Origin of the sequence: Pseudothauera hydrothermalis, from assembly GCF_003345255.1 — a bacterium.
Taxonomy (GTDB): Bacteria; Pseudomonadota; Gammaproteobacteria; order Burkholderiales; family Rhodocyclaceae; genus Pseudothauera; species Pseudothauera hydrothermalis.
In genome coordinates, this window is sequence record NZ_CP029331.1 from 2,443,493 (window position 1) to 2,463,190 (window position 19,698).

Annotated in this window: 18 protein-coding genes; 12 read left to right on the plus strand and 6 right to left on the minus strand. The window is 65.0% G+C overall.

Features of this window, described 5'->3' with window-relative positions; all coding sequences use genetic code 11:
- Positions 1 to 19: 19 nt before the first annotated feature.
- Entirely contained in the window at positions 20 to 916 is an 897-nt protein-coding gene (locus DIE29_RS11725) for a LysR family transcriptional regulator (protein WP_102042530.1), read from the minus strand.
- Positions 917 to 964: 48 nt separating this feature from the next.
- Positions 965 to 1,111: a hypothetical protein gene (locus DIE29_RS14625; protein ID WP_162860626.1), complete on the minus strand. Its 147-nt coding sequence runs from the start codon at positions 1,109 to 1,111 to the stop codon at positions 965 to 967.
- Between the two features lie 25 nt (positions 1,112 to 1,136).
- Here DIE29_RS14625 and aceB point away from each other — a divergent pair, with 25 nt between their 5' ends.
- The 8 genes from aceB to DIE29_RS11765 all read left to right on the plus strand — a co-directional run bounded on the left by aceB (position 1,137) and on the right by DIE29_RS11765 (position 9,689).
- On the plus strand, positions 1,137 to 2,735 hold the full coding sequence (aceB, locus tag DIE29_RS11730; RefSeq protein WP_114649979.1) for a malate synthase A: 1,599 nt from the start codon (positions 1,137 to 1,139) through the stop codon (positions 2,733 to 2,735).
- An 88-nt stretch (positions 2,736 to 2,823) separates the two neighbouring features.
- Positions 2,824 to 3,759 carry a nucleoside recognition family protein gene (locus DIE29_RS11735; RefSeq protein ID WP_102042532.1) on the plus strand — a complete coding sequence of 312 codons (936 nt, stop codon included), beginning with the start codon at positions 2,824 to 2,826 and terminating at the stop codon, positions 3,757 to 3,759.
- 75 nt (positions 3,760 to 3,834) lie between these two features.
- Entirely contained in the window at positions 3,835 to 4,770 is a 936-nt protein-coding gene (locus DIE29_RS11740) for a phosphoribosylaminoimidazolesuccinocarboxamide synthase (RefSeq protein WP_102042533.1), read from the plus strand.
- A gap of 200 nt (positions 4,771 to 4,970) precedes the next feature.
- Positions 4,971 to 5,744 (plus strand): DUF2189 domain-containing protein, encoded by a 774-nt coding sequence (locus DIE29_RS11745; RefSeq protein ID WP_114649980.1) that lies wholly within the window; start codon positions 4,971 to 4,973, stop codon positions 5,742 to 5,744.
- 93 nt (positions 5,745 to 5,837) lie between these two features.
- Positions 5,838 to 7,895 carry a M3 family metallopeptidase gene (locus DIE29_RS11750; protein WP_114649981.1) on the plus strand — a complete coding sequence of 686 codons (2,058 nt, stop codon included), beginning with the start codon at positions 5,838 to 5,840 and terminating at the stop codon, positions 7,893 to 7,895.
- A gap of 67 nt (positions 7,896 to 7,962) precedes the next feature.
- Entirely contained in the window at positions 7,963 to 8,724 is a 762-nt protein-coding gene (xth, locus tag DIE29_RS11755; protein ID WP_114649982.1) for an exodeoxyribonuclease III, read from the plus strand.
- Between the two features lie 6 nt (positions 8,725 to 8,730).
- A complete protein-coding gene (locus tag DIE29_RS11760; RefSeq protein ID WP_108080665.1) occupies positions 8,731 to 9,402 on the plus strand; it encodes a Crp/Fnr family transcriptional regulator in 672 nt (223 codons plus the stop codon).
- 95 nt (positions 9,403 to 9,497) lie between these two features.
- Positions 9,498 to 9,689: a YgaP family membrane protein gene (locus DIE29_RS11765; RefSeq protein WP_102042538.1), complete on the plus strand. Its 192-nt coding sequence runs from the start codon at positions 9,498 to 9,500 to the stop codon at positions 9,687 to 9,689.
- A 44-nt stretch (positions 9,690 to 9,733) separates the two neighbouring features.
- Here the strand turns inward: DIE29_RS11765 and rsmA are convergent, their stop codons facing one another.
- The 4 genes from rsmA to DIE29_RS11785 are packed head-to-tail and all read right to left on the minus strand — an operon-like array spanning position 9,734 to position 15,292.
- Positions 9,734 to 10,513, minus strand: a complete 780-nt coding sequence (gene rsmA, locus DIE29_RS11770) for a 16S rRNA (adenine(1518)-N(6)/adenine(1519)-N(6))-dimethyltransferase RsmA (protein WP_114649983.1) — start codon at positions 10,511 to 10,513, stop codon at positions 9,734 to 9,736.
- A gap of 26 nt (positions 10,514 to 10,539) precedes the next feature.
- Entirely contained in the window at positions 10,540 to 11,547 is a 1,008-nt protein-coding gene (gene pdxA / locus DIE29_RS11775) for a 4-hydroxythreonine-4-phosphate dehydrogenase PdxA (protein ID WP_114649984.1), read from the minus strand.
- On the minus strand, positions 11,519 to 12,829 hold the full coding sequence (locus DIE29_RS11780; RefSeq protein WP_114649985.1) for a peptidylprolyl isomerase: 1,311 nt from the start codon (positions 12,827 to 12,829) through the stop codon (positions 11,519 to 11,521). The genes pdxA and DIE29_RS11780 overlap by 29 nt, the downstream gene beginning before the upstream one ends.
- An 18-nt stretch (positions 12,830 to 12,847) precedes the next feature.
- A complete protein-coding gene (locus tag DIE29_RS11785) occupies positions 12,848 to 15,292 on the minus strand; it encodes an LPS-assembly protein LptD (RefSeq protein ID WP_162860627.1) in 2,445 nt (814 codons plus the stop codon).
- 125 nt (positions 15,293 to 15,417) lie between these two features.
- On the opposite strand from DIE29_RS11785, the gene DIE29_RS11790 reads away from it, so the two are divergent.
- From DIE29_RS11790 to DIE29_RS11805, 4 genes are read left to right on the plus strand one after another with little or no spacing between them, the layout of a single operon-like run.
- Positions 15,418 to 16,422, plus strand: a complete 1,005-nt coding sequence (locus DIE29_RS11790; RefSeq protein ID WP_114649986.1) for an aminoglycoside phosphotransferase family protein — start codon at positions 15,418 to 15,420, stop codon at positions 16,420 to 16,422.
- 18 nt (positions 16,423 to 16,440) lie between these two features.
- The gene (gene murU / locus DIE29_RS11795) at positions 16,441 to 17,154 is read left to right on the plus strand and encodes an N-acetylmuramate alpha-1-phosphate uridylyltransferase MurU (RefSeq protein ID WP_102043283.1); all 714 of its coding nucleotides are present in this window, start codon (positions 16,441 to 16,443) and stop codon (positions 17,152 to 17,154) included.
- Positions 17,151 to 18,491 carry an aminopeptidase P N-terminal domain-containing protein gene (locus DIE29_RS11800; RefSeq protein ID WP_102042543.1) on the plus strand — a complete coding sequence of 447 codons (1,341 nt, stop codon included), beginning with the start codon at positions 17,151 to 17,153 and terminating at the stop codon, positions 18,489 to 18,491. The genes murU and DIE29_RS11800 overlap by 4 nt, the downstream gene beginning before the upstream one ends.
- On the plus strand, positions 18,488 to 19,633 hold the full coding sequence (locus DIE29_RS11805; protein ID WP_102042544.1) for an FAD-dependent monooxygenase: 1,146 nt from the start codon (positions 18,488 to 18,490) through the stop codon (positions 19,631 to 19,633). The genes DIE29_RS11800 and DIE29_RS11805 overlap by 4 nt, the downstream gene beginning before the upstream one ends.
- Positions 19,634 to 19,698 lie beyond the last annotated feature (65 nt).

A 19,698-nucleotide genomic window follows, 5' to 3' on the forward strand; every position in this document is an offset into this window, starting at 1 on the left:
GGAAGCGGCCCGCTTGCACTCAAGACGACCAATAGTCCGCCCGCGCGTAGGTGTCACGAAAATAATCCAGCAACAGACGCACACGCAAGGCCAGATGGCGGCGCTGCGGATAAACCGCGTAGATGCCCAGCGGCGCCGCGGCCCACTTTTCCAGAACCTGCACCAGGCGGCCGCTGCGCAAGTCCTCGCCCACCTCCCACAAGGAACGCCAGGCCAGCCCCAGACCGGCCAGTGTCCAGTCGCGCAGCACCGCACCGTCGTTACACTCCAGGTTGCCGGCCACCCGCAACAACAGCGGCGCACCGTCCTCGCCGGTGAATTGCCACCCGCGCTGTTGTGCCAAACACAGGCAGTTGTGCCCCAACAAATCTTGTGGCCGCTGAGGAATGCCATGGCGGGCCAGATAATCGCGGCTGGCCACCACCACCCGCCGGTTTTCGGCAAGACGCACCGATACCAAGCTGGAATCGGGTAGCTCGCCGATGCGGATTGCGCAGTCAAACCCTTCGTTGAGCAGATCGACCATGCGGTCTGATAACTCCAGCGTGCAACTGACCTCCGGATTGTCTTGAAGAAAGCGCATCACCACCGGCGCCACATGACGCCGGCCAAAACCGGCCGGCGCAGTCAGGCGCAGATGCCCGCTGGGTTTGATGCCGCCGAGACTCACCGACGCCTCGGCATTGGCCAGATCGTTGAGAATGCGCTGGCAGTCCTCGAGAAACGCGCTGCCTTCGAAAGTGAGCGTGATCCGCCGGGTGGTGCGCAGCAACAACTTCACCCCCAGACGCGCTTCCAGGGCATCGAGCCGGCGGCCGATCACCGCGGGCGTCACCCCGGCTTCGCGCGCCGCGGCCGATAGCGAACCCCGGGTGGCTACGCTGACAAAGCTTTCGATTTGCTTGAGCTGATCCATTTTTTACCACAAGTAAAAGATCAATTGATTGCGCGTTATCTTCTATTTTCATTTTTCGCGCAATAGACTCAGCACCATCTGATGCCGGGTGGAGGAGACCTTGCCCACGGCATGCACGCCATTCAGACGGGAAAAACCCCGCAGGCGGCAGCCAGCCGGCCCCGGCGCTTCCGCGTCAACACCCAAGACGCACATCGACTGCTTGCTTACCGGAGTTTTTATGAGCCTCGACCTGCCCCCGGGCGTGCAGATCAACGCCCCGTTGCATCCGCGCTTCGACCAGATTCTGACCCGCGATGCGTTGGAATTCGTCGCCAAGCTGCACCGCGCCTTCGAGCCCCGCCGCCAGGCCCTGCTGGCCGCCCGTATCGAGCGCCAAGCGCGCATCGACGCCGGCGAACTGCCCGACTTCTTACCTGAGACCCAGGCGGTGCGCGAAGGCGATTGGAAAATTGCCCCGCTGCCCCCCGCGCTGGCATGCCGCCGCGTGGAAATCACCGGCCCGGTCGAGCGCAAGATGATCATCAACGCCCTCAATTCGGGCGCCGATTCCTACATGACCGACTTTGAGGATTCCAACAGCCCGAACTGGTACAACCAGATCCAGGGGCAAGTGAACCTCTATGACGCAGTCCGCCGGCAGATCGACTTCGTCGCCGAAAACGGCAAGGAATACAAACTCGCCGACAAGATCGCCACTCTGCAGGTGCGCCCGCGCGGCTGGCATCTGGATGAAAAGCATGTGCTGGTCGATGGCCAGCGTGTCTCGGGCGGCATCTTCGACTTCGCGCTGTTCTTTTTCCATAACGCCAAAGAGCAGGTGGCGCGCGGCGCCGGCCCCTTCTTCTACCTGCCGAAGATGGAAAGCCACCTCGAAGCCCGCCTGTGGAACGACATCTTCGTGATGGCCCAGGATCACATTGGCCTGCCGCGCGGCACCATCAAGGCCACCGTGCTGATCGAGACCATTCTCGCCACCTTCGAGATGGAAGAGATCCTGTTTGAGCTGCGCGAACATTCGGCGGGGCTCAATGCCGGGCGCTGGGACTACATCTTCTCCTGCATCAAGAAGTTCAAGAAGAACAAGGACTTCTGCTTGGCCAACCGGGGCGCCATCACCATGGAAGTGCCCTTCATGCGCGCCTACGCGCTCGCCCTGGTGCAGGCCTGTCACAAGCGCGGCGCACCGGCAATTGGCGGCATGAGCGCGCTGATCCCGATCAAGAATGACCCCGAGGCCAACGAGAAGGCGCTCGCCGGCATCCGTCACGACAAGCGGCGCGACGCCAACGACGGTTTCGATGGCGGCTGGGTGGCGCACCCCGGCCTGGTGTCCATCGCCATGGAAGAATTCGTCAAGGTGCTGGGCGACCGTCCCAACCAGTGGGACAAGCAGGTCGAAGGCCAGTTTGGCCCCAAGGACTGGCTCAACTTCCAGCCCGAGCAGCCGATCACCGAAGCGGGCTTGCGCAACAACATCAATGTCGGCATCCACTACCTGGGCGCCTGGCTGGCCGGCAACGGCTGCGTGCCGATCCACAACCTGATGGAAGACGCGGCCACCGCCGAGATCTCCCGCTCGCAGGTCTGGCAGTGGGTGGTGTCACCCAAGGGCGTGCTCGATGACGGCCGTAAAGTCACCGCCGAGATGGTGCGCGCGCTGATTCCCGAGGAACTGGCCAAGGTCAAGGCCACGGTCAGCGCCCAGGGCGAGGACACCGCCACCTACGACCAAGCCGCCAAGATTTTCGAGGACATGTCGCTGTCGGCGACCTTCCCGGAATTTCTCACCCTGCCGCTTTATGAGGCGATGGACTGAGCCGCTCGCCAAGTAAGCCCAAGCACGGCGCCTTTGGGCGCCGTTATTTTTTCTTGCTGCGCCGTCGAGGCGCCCGCCAATTCCGACCATGGATTTATTCACCGACATCGTCTTGCGCGCCGGCCGCTCGGCGGTGGAACTGGCGCTTTTCGTGCTGCTGCCCATCATGGTGGTCATGTTGTCGCTGATGCGCCTGCTCGAAGCGCGCGGGGCGCTCGACTGGGTGGTGCAGCGCGCCACGCCGCTGCTGCGCCCGGCAGGACTCACCGGCTTAGGCGCGTTTGCCGCGCTGCAAGTCAACTTTGTCAGCTTTGCCGCCCCGGTGGCCACGCTCACCATGATGGAAGGTCGCGGCGCGTCCGATCGTCACCTTGCGGCCACGCTGGCCATGGTGATGGCCATGGCGCAGGCCAACGTCACCTTTCCGATGGCGGCCATGGGCTTGAATTTTGCCTTCACCCTGATGCTCTCACTGGCCGGCGGCCTGCTCGCCGCGGCAGCCACTTGGCATGTTTTCGGGCGCGGACTGTCGGCGGTCGAAGGGCCGGTGGATGAGACCCTGCACCACCGCACTGCCGAGGATGCCAAGGGCGTGCTCGACGTGATCAACCGCGCCGGCGCGGAAGCCTTCAAGATTGCGGTGGGTGCCATCCCGATGCTGGTGCTGGCCCTGGTGGCGGTGATGACCTTGCGCGCCACCGGGGCAATCGACGCCCTAACCGCGCTGCTCGCACCACTGCTTGCGCTGCTAGCGATCGACCCGGCGCTGATCCTGCCGACACTGACCAAGTACATTGCCGGTGGCACCGCCATGATGGGGGTCATGGACGAAATGCTGCGCGAAGGCAGTGCCAACGCCGCAATGCTCAACCGCAGCGCCGGTTTCCTGATCCACCCGCTGGATGTGGCCGGGGTGGCGGTGCTGATCTCCGCCGGACCGCGGGTGGCGGCGGTGTTGCGCCCCGCGCTGGCCGGCGCCGCGGTGGGCATCGCGCTGCGTACGCTCGGCCACGCACTGATCTGAGGGGAGGCGGCCATCGCTGCGGCGCTCGATCCGCACCTATAATCCAGACTTCCTTCTTCCACCGGTACCAACTCCGTGAGCACGCCCCTATTCGAATCTTCCATCAAGAGCTTGCCGCTGCTGGGCCGCGGCAAGGTGCGCGACATCTATGCGGTCGATGCCGATCACCTGCTGATCGTCACCAGCGACCGACTGTCCGCCTTCGACGTGGTCCTGCCAGACCCGATTCCGGACAAGGGCCGGGTGCTTTGCGCGCTGGCCAACTTCTGGTTCCAGCGCCTCGGCCACATCATTCCCAATCAGCTCACCGGCATCGACCCGGAGGCCGTGGTGGCCGCCGACGAACGCGACCAAGTACGCGGCCGCGCACTGGTGGTCAAGCGCCTGAAGCCGCTGCCCATCGAAGCCGTGGTCCGCGGCTACTTGATCGGCTCGGGCTGGAAGGACTACCAGGCCAGCGGCGCGATCTGCGGCATCGCCCTACCGGCGGGCCTCAAACAGGCAGCCAAGCTGCCGGCGCCGATCTTCACGCCGGCCACCAAGGCAGACGTGGGCGAGCACGATGAAAACATCAGCTTTGTCACCGCCCAGGCCCACTGCGATGCGGCGCTGGCCGATCTCATCGCCGGCACCGGCAAAACCGGCGCCGAGCTGGCCGAACAGGCGCGCGCCGCGGCCATTGCGCTGTACACGGAGGCGGCGGACTACGCCGCCGGGCGCGGCATCATCATCGCCGACACCAAGTTCGAGTTCGGCGTCGATAAGACCGGCACCCTGCATCTGATCGACGAGGCACTCACCCCCGACTCTTCGCGCTTCTGGCCGGCCGACAGCTACCGTGAAGGCATCAGTCCGCCGTCTTTCGACAAGCAATACGTGCGCGACTACCTGGAAACGCTGGACTGGAACAAAAAAGCGCCCGGCCCGCGCCTGCCGGCCGAAGTCATCGCGCACACCGCGGCAAAGTACCGCGAAGCCTTTGAGCGCCTCACCGGCCAGCGGCTGGACTGAGTAAATCGCCTCCGTCCTGGGGGCGACGCAAGCGGGTGTTGCGCCGTCGCCGGCAGCCGCGGGCTTGGGCGAACCGGTCATTGCGCCGCGTTCGGCGCCGAACTCCTTGGCACAGCGTCAATCCAACACAGCACGGGCCGGATGCCTCCCAATGCACCGGCACCGCGCCTATCCCCTAAGAGAGAACGAAGGAGGCTGCCATGGACCACTCCTATCATTCGCTGGACCATCATTTCCAGTTGCCGCATGTCCGTCGTGTAGCGACCGCTGCTCCGCTGCACTGGCTGCGCCTGGGCTGGGAAGACCTGCGCGCCAACCCGCTCGCCAGCCTGACCCACGGCGCAATATTGTCGATCGTCGGCTATCTGATCCTCGCTTACGCGGCAAACAAGCCGTATCTCTTTACCGCGGCAATCTCCGGTTTTTTACTGATCGGACCGCTGGCCGCAGCCGGTCTGTATGAAATCTCGCGCCGGCGGGAGCTGGGCGAGCGCATCGGCTGGGTGGAATCGATCCGCGCCCTGGGCCGGCACCGGGCAAACCTGTTCTACTGCGGCATCATGCTCGCTTTCATGCTGATCGCCTGGGAGCGGATTTCGGCCATCCTGTTCGCCTTGCTCTACTCCGGCAACCTGCCGGAGGTCTCCAACCTGCTGCGCGACGTGTTTCTGAATAGCGAACAATTGCGCTTTACCCTCGCCTGGCTTGGCGTTGGCGCAGCCTTGGCCGCTTTGGTGTTTGCCTTGATGGTGGTCGCCATCCCGATGCTGATGGCGCGCGACACCGACATCGCCACCGCCATGATGAGCAGCCTGCGCGCGGTCAGTGTCAATCCAGGCGCGATGGCGCTGTGGGCGGCACTCATCGTCATCGCCATGGCTGTTGGCTTTGCCACCCTGATGGTCGGCATGGTGGTGCTGTTGCCACTGCTCGGCCACGCCACCTGGCATGCCTATCGCGAACTGATCGAGTAAGCGCCCTGGGCGCCGTGACAAGGGGGCGCCTGCGGGCGCCCCTGCTGCTTTTTCGGCACAATAGCGCCTCTTGCCCCGAACGGAATATTCCTCATGAGCAATCCGCTGCTGCACCTGCAAGCCTTACCCGATTTCGACGCCATTCGCCCGGCGCACGTCGCCCCGGCAATCCGCGCACTGATCGAGGAAAACCGCGCGCTGATCGCCCGGCTTACCGCCGAACCGGGCACGCCCGATTGGGACGGTTTCGTGGCGCCGCTCACCGAGGCGGGCGAGCGGCTTGGCCGCGCTTGGGGTGTGGTCGGCCATCTGCACAGCGTCAAAGACATCCCGGAATGGCGCGAAGCCTACAACCAGATGCTGCCGGAAGTATCCCGCTTCTACGCCGAAGTCGGGCAGAACCTGGCGCTCTACAACAAGTACAAGGCGCTGGCCGATGGCCCCGCCTTCGCGGCACTGTCGCCGGTACGCCGACGCATCGTGGAGCACGAGCTGCGCGACTTCCGGCTGTCCGGTGCGGAACTGCCGGACGAACTCAAGCCGCGCTTCCAGGCCATCCAGGAAGAACTCTCGCAGCTGGCAGCAAAGTTTTCCGAAAACCTGCTCGACGCCACCAACGCGCACGCCGAATATGTGCGCGAGGAAGCCGGCGTGGCCGGCATCCCGGCCGACGCGCTGGAGGCCGCACGCGCCGCCGCCGAACGCGACGGTCAGGCCGGCTGGAAATTCACCTTGCAGATGCCCTCTTACCTGCCGGTGCTCCAATATGCCGACGACCGCGGCCTGCGCGAACGCATGTACCGCGCTTACGCCACCCGCGCCTCGGAGGCCGGCAAGCCGGAATGGGACAACGGCCCGCTGATCGGGCGTATTCTGGCGCTGCGCGACGAACAAGCCCGCATGCTGGGCTACCGCAACTTTGCCGAACTCTCCTTGGTGCCCAAAATGGCCGACAGTCCGGCTGAAGTGCTCGCCTTTTTGCGTGAGCTGGCAGCCAAGGCCAAACCCTTCGCCGAACGCGACCTGGCCGAACTGCGCACCTTCGCGCGCGAGGAACTGGGCCTGCCCGAACTCGAGCCCTGGGACATCGCCTGGGCCTCGGAAAAACTGCGGGTCAAGCGCTACGATTACTCCGACCAGGAAGTCAAACAGTATTTTCCCGAGCCCAAAGTACTCGACGGCCTGTTTGGCGTCATCCGCGCACTGTATGGTGTCGACATCCTGCCGGACGAGGCGCCGCGCTGGGACCCGGACACCCGGTTTTTCCGCATCGAGCGCAACGGCCACACCCTCGGCCACTTCTACCTCGACCTGCACGCCCGTGAAACCAAGCGCAGCGGAGCCTGGATGGACTCGGCGCGCAGCCGCTACCGGGGCAGCGCGGGGCTTTCCACCCCGGTGGCCTACCTGGTGTGCAACTTCCCCGGCCCGGTCGGCGGCAAACCGGCCACCTTCACCCATGACGACGTGCTCACGCTGTTCCACGAAGCCGGCCACGGGCTGCACCACCTGCTCACCCAGGTGGATGAGCTGGCGGTATCTGGCATTCACGGCGTGGAATGGGACGCGGTGGAACTGCCCAGCCAGTTCATGGAGAACTTCTGCTGGGAGTGGGACGTGCTCAGCGCGATGAGCGCCCATGTTGATACCGGTGAGCCGCTGCCGCGCGCCCTGTACGACAAAATGATTGCCGCCAAGAATTTTCAAAGCGGCATGCAAACCGTGCGCCAACTGGAATTTGCCATGTTCGATCTGCGTCTTCACAGCGAACTGGATGCCCGCAGCGGGCCGGTGCCGATCGATGCGGTGCTGCGCCTGCTCGACGAAGTCCGGCGCGAGGTGGCAGTGATCTTCCCGCCTGTTTGGCACCGCTTCCCGCACAGCTTTTCGCACATCTTCGCCGGCGGCTATGCCGCGGGTTACTACAGTTACAAGTGGGCCGAGGTGCTCTCCGCGGACGCCTTCGAAGCCTTCGAGGAGGCCGCGGCCCAGCGCGGCAGTGTGCTCGACCGCAGCACCGGCGAACGCTTCCTGAACGAAATTCTTGCCGTGGGCGGTAGCCGTCCGGCGCTGGAATCCTTTAAAGCCTTCCGCGGTCGCAAACCGCGGGTCGACGCCTTGCTGCGCCATAGCGGCATGGTGGCCGCCTGATCGCAGCGACGCACTAGCCTTGGAGTGACCGGTTAGACTCAACCGCCTTCCCCGTAAAAAATCGCCTGTGAAAATCGCCACCTGGAACGTCAATTCGCTCAAGATCCGCCTGCCCCAGGTGCTCGACTGGCTTGTCGAGCACCGACCGGACGCGCTTTGTTTGCAGGAACTCAAACTGGAAGACAAGGCTTTCCCGCATGAGGCGCTGGCTGCCGTGGGCTATCGGGCAGTGACCAACGGGCAAAAGACCTACAACGGCGTTGCCATCCTCACGCCGACACCGGCCGCCGAGGTCAGCCGTGACATACCCGGCTTTGCCGACCCACAAAAGCGCATCATTGCCGCCACGATCGACGGCGTACGCCTGATCTGCGGCTATTTTCCCAACGGTCAGGCGGTCGGCTCGGAAAAGTTCGACTACAAGCTGCGCTGGCTGGCCGCGCTCACCGACTGGGTGCGCGAGGAGATGGTCCGCCACCCAAAGCTGATACTAGCAGGCGACTTCAACATTGCCCCGGAAGCGCGCGACGCTCACCCGGACTGGAAAGACGAAATCCATGTTTCCGAACCCGAGCGTGCCGCCTTTCGCGCGCTGCTCGCACTCGGGTTGGTGGATGCCTTTCGCTTGTTCGACCAACCCGAGCGCAGTTATTCATGGTGGGACTACCGCATGCTCGCCTTTCGGCGCAACTTCGGTCTGCGCATCGACCATATCCTGGTTTCCGAGCCACTACGCGCAGCCTGCCGCGGCTGCACGGTGGATAAGGCACCACGGCGGCTGGAGCGCCCGTCCGACCATGCGCCGGTGGTGCTGGAGTTGGAAGTGTGAGCCGCCATGGATACATTGGCACGCCTTACCACGCTCTATCCGGTGCTCGACGGCTTGCCGGCGGCCGCGCGTGCGCGCCTGGAAGCCGCCGCACGCTGGATGCGTCTGCCTGCGGGCCAAGTGCTGTTCGATGACCATCAGGCTTGCGAGGGCTTTCCCTTTGTGGTCGAAGGCTCGGTGCGAGTTTCCAAATGCGCACCCAGCGGGCGCGAACTGCCGCTCTATCGTGTCGCCCCGGGTGAGACCTGCATCATTTCCTCATCTTGCCTGCTTGGCCAGGAAAACTATAACGCCCGCGGAGTCACCGAGTCCGACACCCTGCTGATGGTACTGCCCAAGGCGGTGTTCGACGAACTTCTGGGCGAACCCGCCTTTCGCAGCTTCGTTTTTCACCTTTTCGCCGAGCGCATCGCCGACCTGATGCAGTTGATCGAAGAAGTGGCCTTTCGCAAGCTGGACCAGCGTCTGGCCGCCCTGCTGCTGGGCAAAGGCCGGGTGCTCAATGTCACCCACCAGCAGCTGGCCGACGAGCTGGGCAGCGTGCGCGAAATCGTCAGCCGCCTGCTCAAGGGTTTTGCCGCCGACGGCTTGGTGCGCTTAGCGCGCGAGCAGGTGGAAATTCTCGACCCGGCCGGGCTGCGCCGGCTGGCCGCCGACGGTCGCAGCGGCATGCACTGAACACGCCACGCCAGCCGCTCTGTGACCGGGGTTACAGACCCATGTCTGCGCACGATGGTCCAATACGCCTTACTGGAACCCATAAGGAGAGCATCATGAAAGCGAACGTAGGCGGAATCGACAAGATCCTGCGCATCGTGGTCGGCATTGCGCTGATCATTTGGGCGCTGATGGGCGGTCCGGTGTGGGCCTGGATCGGCGTGGTGCCGCTGGCCACCGGCCTTTTGGGCTGGTGCCCGGCCTACACCCTGCTCGGCATGAACACCTGCCCGGTAAAGAAGGAATAAGCCGCCTCATCCATGCCTTTCGGGCCGGATGATTCCGGCCCGTCTCATCTGTCGGCTAGATAATTGGCTATGGCCACATAGTCGGCCACCGCCAAACGCTCAGCCCGCAACCCCGGGTCGATTCCCAACGCCGCAAAATCCGCTTCGCCCAAATAGTTGCGCAGCGTGTTGCGCATGGTTTTACGGCGCTGGCCAAACGCCGCCGCGACCACCTCGCCCAGCAATGCCTGGTCGCGCGCGGTCAGTTGCTCGGCGGGCAACGGGATCATGCGCACGATGCTGGACATGACCTTGGGTACCGGACGGAAGGCGCCGGGCGGCACATCGAACAACCGCTCCATGTGGAAGCGGTATTGCAACATCACCGACAAGCGTCCGTACGCTTCGCTGCCCGCTTCGGCCACCATGCGCATCACCACCTCTTTTTGCAGCATGAAGGTCATGTCGCGCACCTTGTCGGCACATTGCGCAAGGTGAAAAAGAATCGGCGTGGAGATGTTGTAGGGCAGATTGCCGACGATGCGCAACGCGCGGCCGTCGGTGGCCAGCGCACCAAAATCGAACTTGAGTGCATCGCCTTGGTGCACGCTGAGCCTTTCGGGCATCCAGCGCTGGTGCAGGCGGGCGATCAGGTCGCGGTCGATCTCGACCACGTGCAGGTGCTCGAGGCGCTCGAGCAGCGGCTCGGTCAGCGCGCCCAGGCCGGGACCGATCTCCACCATCAGGTCGTCGGGCAGCGGACGGATGGCGTCGACGATCTTGCGGATGATGTTCGGGTCGGACAGGAAGTTCTGCCCGAAGCGCTTGCGTGCGCGGTGTTCCATCTACGGCCCGTGGGAAAGAGGTGGGTTCAGGGATGGGCGCTGCATGCACGCGCCATCTGTGCGGCCAGCTCCACCGCGGCAAACAGGCTGCCCGGATCGGCTCGCCCGCTACCGGCCAAATCCAGCGCAGTGCCATGGTCGACCGAAGTGCGCACGATGGGCAGCCCGAGGGTTACATTCACGCCGCCGCCGAAGCTTGCGTACTTGAGCACCGGCAGCCCTTGGTCGTGGTACATGGCCAGCACCGCGTCGCCCTGCTGCAAGGTATGGGGCACAAACATGGTGTCGGCAGGCAAGGGCCCCAGAAGTTGCATGCCTTCGGCACGCAGGCGTTCGAGCACCGGAACGATCACGTCGATCTCCTCACGCCCCATGTGGCCGCCTTCGCCGGCATGCGGATTGAGTCCGGCCACCAGGATGCGTGGCGCGGCCAGGCCAAAGCGCGCCGCCAGGTCGCGGTGCAGGATGCGTAAGGTGTCTTCCAGCACCGCCGGGGTAATCGCCGCGGACACCGCAGACAGCGGTAGATGGGTGGTCGCCAGCGCCACCCGCAGCCCCCCGCCGATCAGCATCATCACCACTCGCGCGGTGCCGGTCTGCTCCGCCAGATATTCGGTGTGTCCGGAAAATGGCACCCCAGCCTCATTGATCACGCCTTTATGCACCGGAGCTGTGACCATGCCGGCAAACTCGCCGCTGCGGCAGCCTGCGATGGCGCGGTCGAGCAGGCTCAACACATAGGCCGCATTGGCCGGGTCGAGCCGGCCTGGCTGCGCGGCAACGACCAGGGGACAATGCAGTACATCGAGCACACCGGACTGCGCCGGCTCATCCGGCGCAAATTCGCGCACCCGCAGCTTTTGCCCGCTCGCCGCCGCGCGCGCGGCGATCAAGTCGGCATCGCCGAGCACCACTGGACGCATCGGCCAGTCGCGCGCGGCCAAACGAACACACAGCTCCGGTCCGACCCCGGCCGGCTCGCCGCTGGTGACCGCCAGCAGCGGTTTATGATCGATCGAGGCGGTATTCCACATAAGTGCTGTCGCGCAACTGGCGAATCCAGTCTTCAAACGCGTCCTCGGCTTTGCGCTGACGCAGCGCGGCGCGTGCCATGGCGCGCTTACGCTCGTCGGACACATCCTGCTGGCGGCGCTCGTGCACCTTGATCAGATGCCAGCCAAAGGGGGAGCGAATCGGTTCGCTGATTTCGCCCGGCGCCAAGGCGTTCATGGCACGCTCGAACTCGGGGACGGTATCGCCCGGGTAGATCCAGCCCAACTCACCGCCTTTGGCGGCCGAAGGATCGGCCGAATGCGCCTTGGCCAGTTCAGCGAAGTCGGCGTTGCCCAAAACGATGCGCTCGCGCAGACCTTTGAGACGGCTTTCGGCTTCGGCGTCGGAGAGCACTTCGGAGGTGCGAATCAGAATATGACTGACCCGGGTCTGCTGCACGCTATCGGCGCCGAGTTCCCCGCCGCGCACCTCGAGCAGCTTGACCAGATGCACACCGGCGGCACTGCGCAAAATCGGCGAAACCTCGCCTGGACGGAGGGTTTCGAGCGCCTCGGCGAAAATGGCCGGCAGGCGATCCCGGCTGCGCCACCCAAGTTCGCCGCCGTTCATTGCATCCGGGGCATCGGAGACGCTAGCCGCGACCGCTGCGAAGTCTTCACCCTCTTCCAGCCGGCGCTGGATTTGCCTGGCGCGGGCAAGCAGGGCATCGAGTTGCGCGGGCGAGGCGCCTTCAGGCGCGCGCAACAGGATGTGCGCCAGACGATATTCACGGCCGGAGAAAGCGTCCGGATTGGTGGCGATGAAATTATCCACCTCGGCTTCGGTGACCACGATGCGGCTGTCGACTTCCCGCTCACGCAAGCGCTGCAACAGCAACTCTGTACGGATTTCGTCACGGAACCGGCGCCAGGGGATGCCGTCTTTGTCCAAGGCGTTGCGCAGCGCCTCCAGCGTCATGCGGTTGTTGTCGGCCACCCGGCCGATGGCGCGCTCGAGCATGCCTTCATCCACTTGCAGGCCCAGTTCGCGCGCACGTTGCAGTTGCGCGCGTTCCAGAATCAGGCGCTCCAGCATCTGGCGTTCGAGCGCCTCGCGCGGCGGCAATTCTGTACCTTGCTGCGCCAGGCGCCGTATGGCGCGCTCCAGGCTTGCGCGCAGTTGTGTGGCGGTGATCGGTTCGTTGTTGACCACCGCGACGATGCGATCCACCTCCACCGCCCGCGGCACAGCATCGAGCGCTGCGGCCGCACCGGCAGTGCAAGCCAGAAGCGCCAGGGCAAGTCGGGAAATCAGTCGGTTCATGAAGTCTCGTCCTGGTTGTCAATCGGTGCCAAAAATACGTCCGGAGCCGGGCTCGTTGATCTTGCCGTAACCGGACACGCTGCGTTTGAGCAAGCCCACCGGGTTCGAGCCTATGCTCGCCAATCCGTTGAGCTCCAGTTGCACAAACAGCGCCTGAGTGGTGTCGTTTTCGTTGGTGGCAAAGCGATGCGCCACGGTGCGGAACACCCAGCATCCGCCATCGTATTCCAAACCGGCAATCGCCTCGGTGATCCGTCCTTCCTGTATCGAGCGGGTCAGTCGACCAACGCCGTACCAGCGCCCGCCCAGCGGCCACTGCGCCGACAGGTCGAGATCGCGCAGCACGTCGCGGGTCCACCGGTAGCTCATGTTGACCGCCTTGGCGAAGGCTGGACGCCAACTGCCGCCGACAGTGAAACGCTCGGTGAGACGGTCGCGCGGATCGTACTGCCATGCGGAATTGAGCGACAGGGTTGGGGTGATGCGTCCGCCCAGCGCAGCCAGCACATCGGTACGACGGTCGACCCGCAGTGCTTCGCCAGGTAATGCCACCTCCTGGTCGGAAAAATAATGACGCTGACCGATCGCCCCATAGAGCCGCTCAGCCCCATTGACCGGATCGATCAGCCGCGAGATCAAGGCCAGCGTCACCTGGTCGGCATCGGCGATACGGTCATGGCCGCTGTAAGGAAACTCGGAAAACATCTGCGCAAAACTGAAGTCATAGCGCGTGGTGTCGAACAGCGGAATATCGTCCTGTTCGCGCGCTGGCGCGCGCACATAAAAGATGCGCGGCTCCAGGGTCTGCTCATAGTCATTGCCAAATAGCCGGGTTTCGCGCTCGAAAGTGAGCCCGGCGTCGACCGAGAAGATAGGCACCGTGCGGGTAATCCGGGTTCGCCCGCCATCGACCAGATAGGGCGCGTCCAGGTCATAGCGGGTGTAGTGCACCCCGAGCTTGGGCGTGATGAAATAGCCGGCGCGTTCGATCGGCCATGACAGACGCGGGTACAGAACCAGCCGGCTGCCTGGAGCATAGACCCTCACCCCGTCGACGATGCGGTCTTTGTCCGCATGATCGAACTCGGTATATTGGGCGGTCATCGCCAGGGTGGTGCCACCGGCGAGATCGGCACGGTTGGCGGCCAAGGTGAGCTGCGGCAGTTTGCGATAGGGTTCGTCGCCGTACAGGGTTTGGTAACGCTGCCACACTGCCGAGGCCGACCACCAGTCCGCACCGTAGTAATCCAGCCGCCCTTGGCGCAACAGATTGACCTTGGAGGCCAAGGCCACGCGCGAGCTGAGGTCTTCAAAATACCGGTCATCCGACACCGCGTTCCAATCCACCGAGGCAAAAAGCCGCGGGCTGATACGGTGCCAGTGCTGCAAGGAAGTAAGGTGGCGTTCCACGCCCTCGACCCGGTCCTCCGGCAACCATTCGCCGCGCAGCTCGCCACGGTAGTCTTCGGTCAGATAACGAAACTCCCCGCCAAGCTGCACCCCCCGCCGGCTGAGCAGGCGCGGCGACAAGGTGGCATCATAGTTCGGCGCAATGTTCCAGTAGTACGGCAGCGTGATATCGACGCCGGTTTTGTTCGAAGTGCCCAAGGTCGGGGCAAGCAAACCCGATTGACGGCGGGCCACCAAGGGAAATTCCGCCCACGGCACCCAGAGGATGGGGGTGTCTTTGAACACCACGGTACCATTGCGCAGGGTGCCGATTTCAGTGTCGTAGTCCAGTTCAAGCTCGCCGGCCTTGACATACCAGTCCGGATCCTCCGGCCGGCAGCTGGACCAGGTTGCATTGGACAGCCGATACTGGTTCTCTCCCTCGAAGTAGAGCACATCGGCCCCGCCGCTGCCGGTAATCGCCCGGCCATCCTTGCCCGGTGTCGATCGGGCGGCACGGGTGATCGCGTAGCGCGGCGACTCGAATCTGCCGGTACGCTCGCCGACCACGATGCGCGCGGCAGGGCCGGTAATCTCGTCGGTGCCCTGCGTCAGGCGCACATTGCCTTCGGCGCGCGCTTCATCGGTCGGTTCGTGATAGGTCAGGCGGTCGGCGGTCAAAGTCAGGTCGCCGCGCAGCAGTTCCGCTTCGCCCTCGGCCACCAGTTCCACCGTCCGGGTGCCGCGGATGCGCAAGGCGGTCACCGACGTGGCGCCGTCTGCCGGTGCCGGAACGCTCTGCCCGGCCGCGCGCGGCGGCGTATCGGCGGCCGGCTGTGCGCCCTGCGCAGCATCGAGGTGGCCGGTTGCGGCATTTGCCGGTGCCGGCACCGTCGCCGGCGCGTCGCCCCGCTGCGGCTTTGCCACAGGCACCGGCGCCGCCGAAGGCGCCTGTTGCGGTGCGCGGACCGTGCCAGCGCCTCCGACCAAATCCGGCGACACCACCAGCGCGGGCATGCCGCCTGCCAGCGCAGCTCCCGACATCCAGCATAACAGCAGCGGAATCAACCGCATCTGCGTGTTCAAGCCCAAGCCCGGCAAAGCGCTCCCCGTCCGAAAAGTTGGCCACGCGCCGGCCGGCGCGTTCCCTGCCTTTGATAAACTCGCAGATTTTACACGAACGTTTGCGGAGAACCGGTTTGCATCGATTCGACCAACTCCAGCAATGGCTCGCCGCGCAACTGCCCGGACAAAGCTTTCAGCTCGCCCCGGCTTCGGCCGATGCCAGCTTCCGCCGTTATTTTCGCGTCAGCTTTGCCGACGGCAGTCCTTCGCGCATCGTCATGGACGCTCCGCCGGAACACGAGGACTGCCGTCCCTGGCTGCAAGTCGCCGAACTGTTCGCCGCCGCCGGCGTCCATGTGCCGGAAGTGCTTGCCCACGACACCGCGCAGGGCTTTTTGCTGTTGTCCGACCTGGGGCAGCGCACCTATCTGCAAGTGCTCGACGCCGACAACGCCCACGGTCTGTATGCCGAGGCGCTGGGCAGCCTGATCGCCATCCAGGCCGCCAGCCGACCCGGCGTGTTGCCCGAATATTCGCGCGAGCTATTGATGCGCGAACTGCAGCTTTTCCCCGACTGGTACATCGCCCGCCACAAGGGCTTCCAGCTCAACGACAGCCAGCGCGCCATGTTGGAGGCGGTGTTCGCACGCCTGCTCGCGGTCCATCTGGACGAACCCAAGGTTTTCGTGCACCGAGACTATCATTCGCGCAACCTGATGCATCTGGAAAATGGCCGCAACCCCGGCATCATCGACTTCCAGGACGCGGTGTATGGACCGCTGAGCTACGATCTGGTGTCGCTGTTCAAGGACGCCTATATCTTTTGGGAGGAAGAATTCGTCCTCGACCTGCTGGCGCGTTACTGGGACGCCGCACGCCGTCTCGGCCTGCCGGTGCGTCGGAATTTTGCCGACTTTCACCGTGAGTTCGAATGGATGGGCGTACAGCGCCATCTCAAAGTGCTGGGCATCTTCGCCCGCCTCTACCATCGCGACGGCAAAGAGGGTTATCTGAAAGAGATGCCGCGGGTGCTGGACTACCTGCGCCGCGCTTGCCGGCGCTACGGCGAACTTGCGCCGCTTTTGAAACTGCTCGACCAACTCGACCCCGAGCCGGTCGAAGTCGGCTACACCTTCTGAACCCGGCCGATGCGCGCGATGATCCTGGCTGCTGGACGCGGAGAGCGCATGCGTCCGCTCACCGACCACTGCCCCAAACCGCTGTTGGCAGTCGGCGGCAAGCCGCTGATCGTGCATCAGATCGAACGCCTGCGCGCAGCCGGCATTACCACCCTGGTCATCAACCACGCCCACCTCGGCGCCCAATTGGAGGCCGCATTGGGCGATGGCCGCGCATTTGGCGTACAGATTGCCTGGTCGCGCGAACACACCGCTCTGGAGACGGCCGGCGGCATCCGCCAGGCGCTGCCGTTACTCGGCGATGCGCCTTTTTTGGTCCTCAACGGCGATGTCTATTGCGATGCCGACCTGGGGCAACTGATCGCCGCCGCCGAGCAACTTTTAGCCACCGGCGATCTGGCCCATCTGCTGCTGGTACCCAACCCGAACCACCACCCGGAGGGCGACTTTGCCTTGGTTGGCGACCGGGTGCGGGATCGCGACGGCCCACGCTTTACCTTCTCCGGTCTGGGGGCCTACCGGCCTGCACTGTTTGCCGATCTGCCCGCGGGCCAAGCGGCCAAACTCGCCCCACTGCTGCGTGCCGCGATGACCCGCGGACAAGTTGCCGGCAGCCTGCACACCGGCTACTGGCTGGATGTCGGCACCCCGGCGCGCCTGGCTGAACTGGAGCGCCATCTCGGCGTCGACACTTTCGGCCGACCCGACCGCATGACATCATCCGCCCCATGAATCCGCCTACCGAACCCCGTCTCGACATCGCCCCGTTTCGCGCCCGCCGCGCCCGCCTGCTCGCCCGCATGCACGCGCTGGGCGGCGGTATAGCCCTCTTGCCCACTGCCCCGGAGCGCCCCCGTAACCGCGACGCGCTCTACCCTTACCGCTTCGACAGCTACTTCTATTACCTCACAGGTTTTTGCGAACCCGAGGCGGTGGTGGCGCTGATCGCCGGCGAGGAAGACCGCAGCATTTTGTTCTGCCGTGCCAAGGACGAAGAGCGCGAAATCTGGGACGGCTATCGCTTTGGCCCGGAAGCGGCGCAAGCGGCCTTTGGCTTCGACCAAGCGTGGACCATCGGCGAACTGGAGCGCCGTCTGCCGGAATTGCTATCCAACCAGCCGGTGCTGTGGTGCAGCCTGGGCTACGACAGAGCCTGGGACGACAAAATCATGGCCGCGCTCAACGCAGTACGCGCCCAGTGCCGCAGCGGCGTGGTGGCGCCGCACGCGGTGCGCGAGCTGCGCACCGAACTGGACGAAATGCGCCTGATCAAAGACGACTTCGAGCTGGCCACCATGCGCCGCGCGGCCTGCATTTCAGCCGCCGCCCATCGTCGCGCCATGGCCGCCACCCGCCCGGGACGCTTTGAGTACGAAATCGAAGCCGAACTGCTGTACGCCTTTCGCGCCGCCGGCAGCCAGGCGCCGGCCTATACCAGCATCGTCGCCAGCGGCCCTAACGCCTGCGTGTTGCACTATGTCGACAACGACCGCCGCATGGCCGACGGCGAGTTGTTGCTGATCGATGCCGGTTGCGAGCTCGACGGCTACGCCTCCGACATCACCCGCACATTCCCGGTCAACGGCCGCTTTTCCGGCCCGCAGCGCGACATTTACGAGCTGGTACTGGCTGCGCAAACTGCGGCCAAGGCTGCCATTCGCCCCGGCGCCCACTGGAACGCGCCGCATGAGGCCGCGGTCAAGGTTCTGGCCCAAGGCATGCTGGATCTGAAGCTGCTCAACGGCAGTCTCGATAGCGTGCTGGAAAACGGCGACTACCGGCGCTTTTACATGCACCGTACCGGCCACTGGCTGGGACTGGATGTGCATGACGCGGGCGATTACAAGCAAGACGGCCACTGGCGGCCACTGGTGCCGGGCATGGTGCTCACCGTGGAGCCCGGCTGCTACATCCGCCCGGATGAGACCGTGCCCGAGGTATTTTGGAACATCGGCGTGCGCATCGAGGACGATGCCGTGGTCACCGCCCAAGGCTGCGAGATCCTCACCGATGAAGCACCGCGCAGTGTGGCCGACATCGAAGCGCTGATGCGTGAGGCACAGCCATGACCACTCATGACCTGTTGGTGGTCGGTGCCGGGCCGGTAGGCATGGCGTTTGCCCTGGCGCTCAAGGACAGCGGACTGGATGTGGTGCTGGCCGACGCCCGCACCGCCGAGGCCACCGCGGCTGATCCGCGAGTGCTGGCACTGGCCCACGGCAGCCGCCTCACCCTGGCGCGTCTGGGCGTATGGCAAGCCATACCGGCCACCGCCATCGACACCATCCACGTTTCCCAACAAGGCGGCTTTGGGCGCACCCTGATCCGCGCCAGTGACTACGGTGTACCGGCGCTCGGTCATGTAGCCGCCGCCGGCGCGCTGGCTGCCGCGCTGCGCCAAGCCCTCGACCGCGCCGGCATCGCCGTGCTCGACGACACCGCGGTGCGCAGCCTCCATCCCGCTGCCGACGGCATCGACATCGAGCTGGCCGGCCGGCATGCAGGCCGGTGCCGTGCGCGTCTGGCGGTGTGCGCCGAAGGCGGCATCGACGCCGAACCGGCTGCAACGCTCGCCCGCGATTACCGCCAGCACGCGCTCATCGCCCTGGTACAGGCCAAGGGGGCGGCGCACGGCACCGCTTTCGAACGTTTCACGCCGGCCGGCCCGGTGGCCCTGCTGCCTTTTGGCAACGCTTACGCTCTGGTTCATGTGGCCGCCCCGCAACAGATCGACGAGCATCTCGCGCTCGACGACACCGCCTATCTGGCCCGCTTGCAGGCCCATTTCGGCAGCCGCCTTGCCCTCACCGCGGTCAGCGAACGTCTGCGCTACCCTTTGGGCCTGCGGATGCGACGCAGCCCGGTGGGGCCGCGCACCGTCTGGCTGGGCAACGCCGCCCAGACCCTGCACCCGGTGGCCGGACAAGGTTTCAACCTGGCGCTGCGCGACGTGTGGGCGCTGGCCGAGGTGCTGCTGCGCCACCCCGACGACCCCGGCGCGCCCGCCACCTTGGCCGCATACGCCCGCCGCCGTCGCGCAGATCGCACCGCCACGGTGTGTTTCACCGACGGCTTGGTGCGCCTGTTCAGCAACGATCTCGCCCCCTTGCGTCATCTGCGCGGCGCCGGGCTCTTTGCGCTCGACATGCTGCCGCCGCTGCGCCACTTCATCGCCAAGCGCATGATGTTCGGCGCCCGCGCCTGGCCGTGAACCCCCGACGCAGACCGTCTCGGCCCTCCTGCCCAGAATGGGCCAAACCCCTGAACACCGACCCC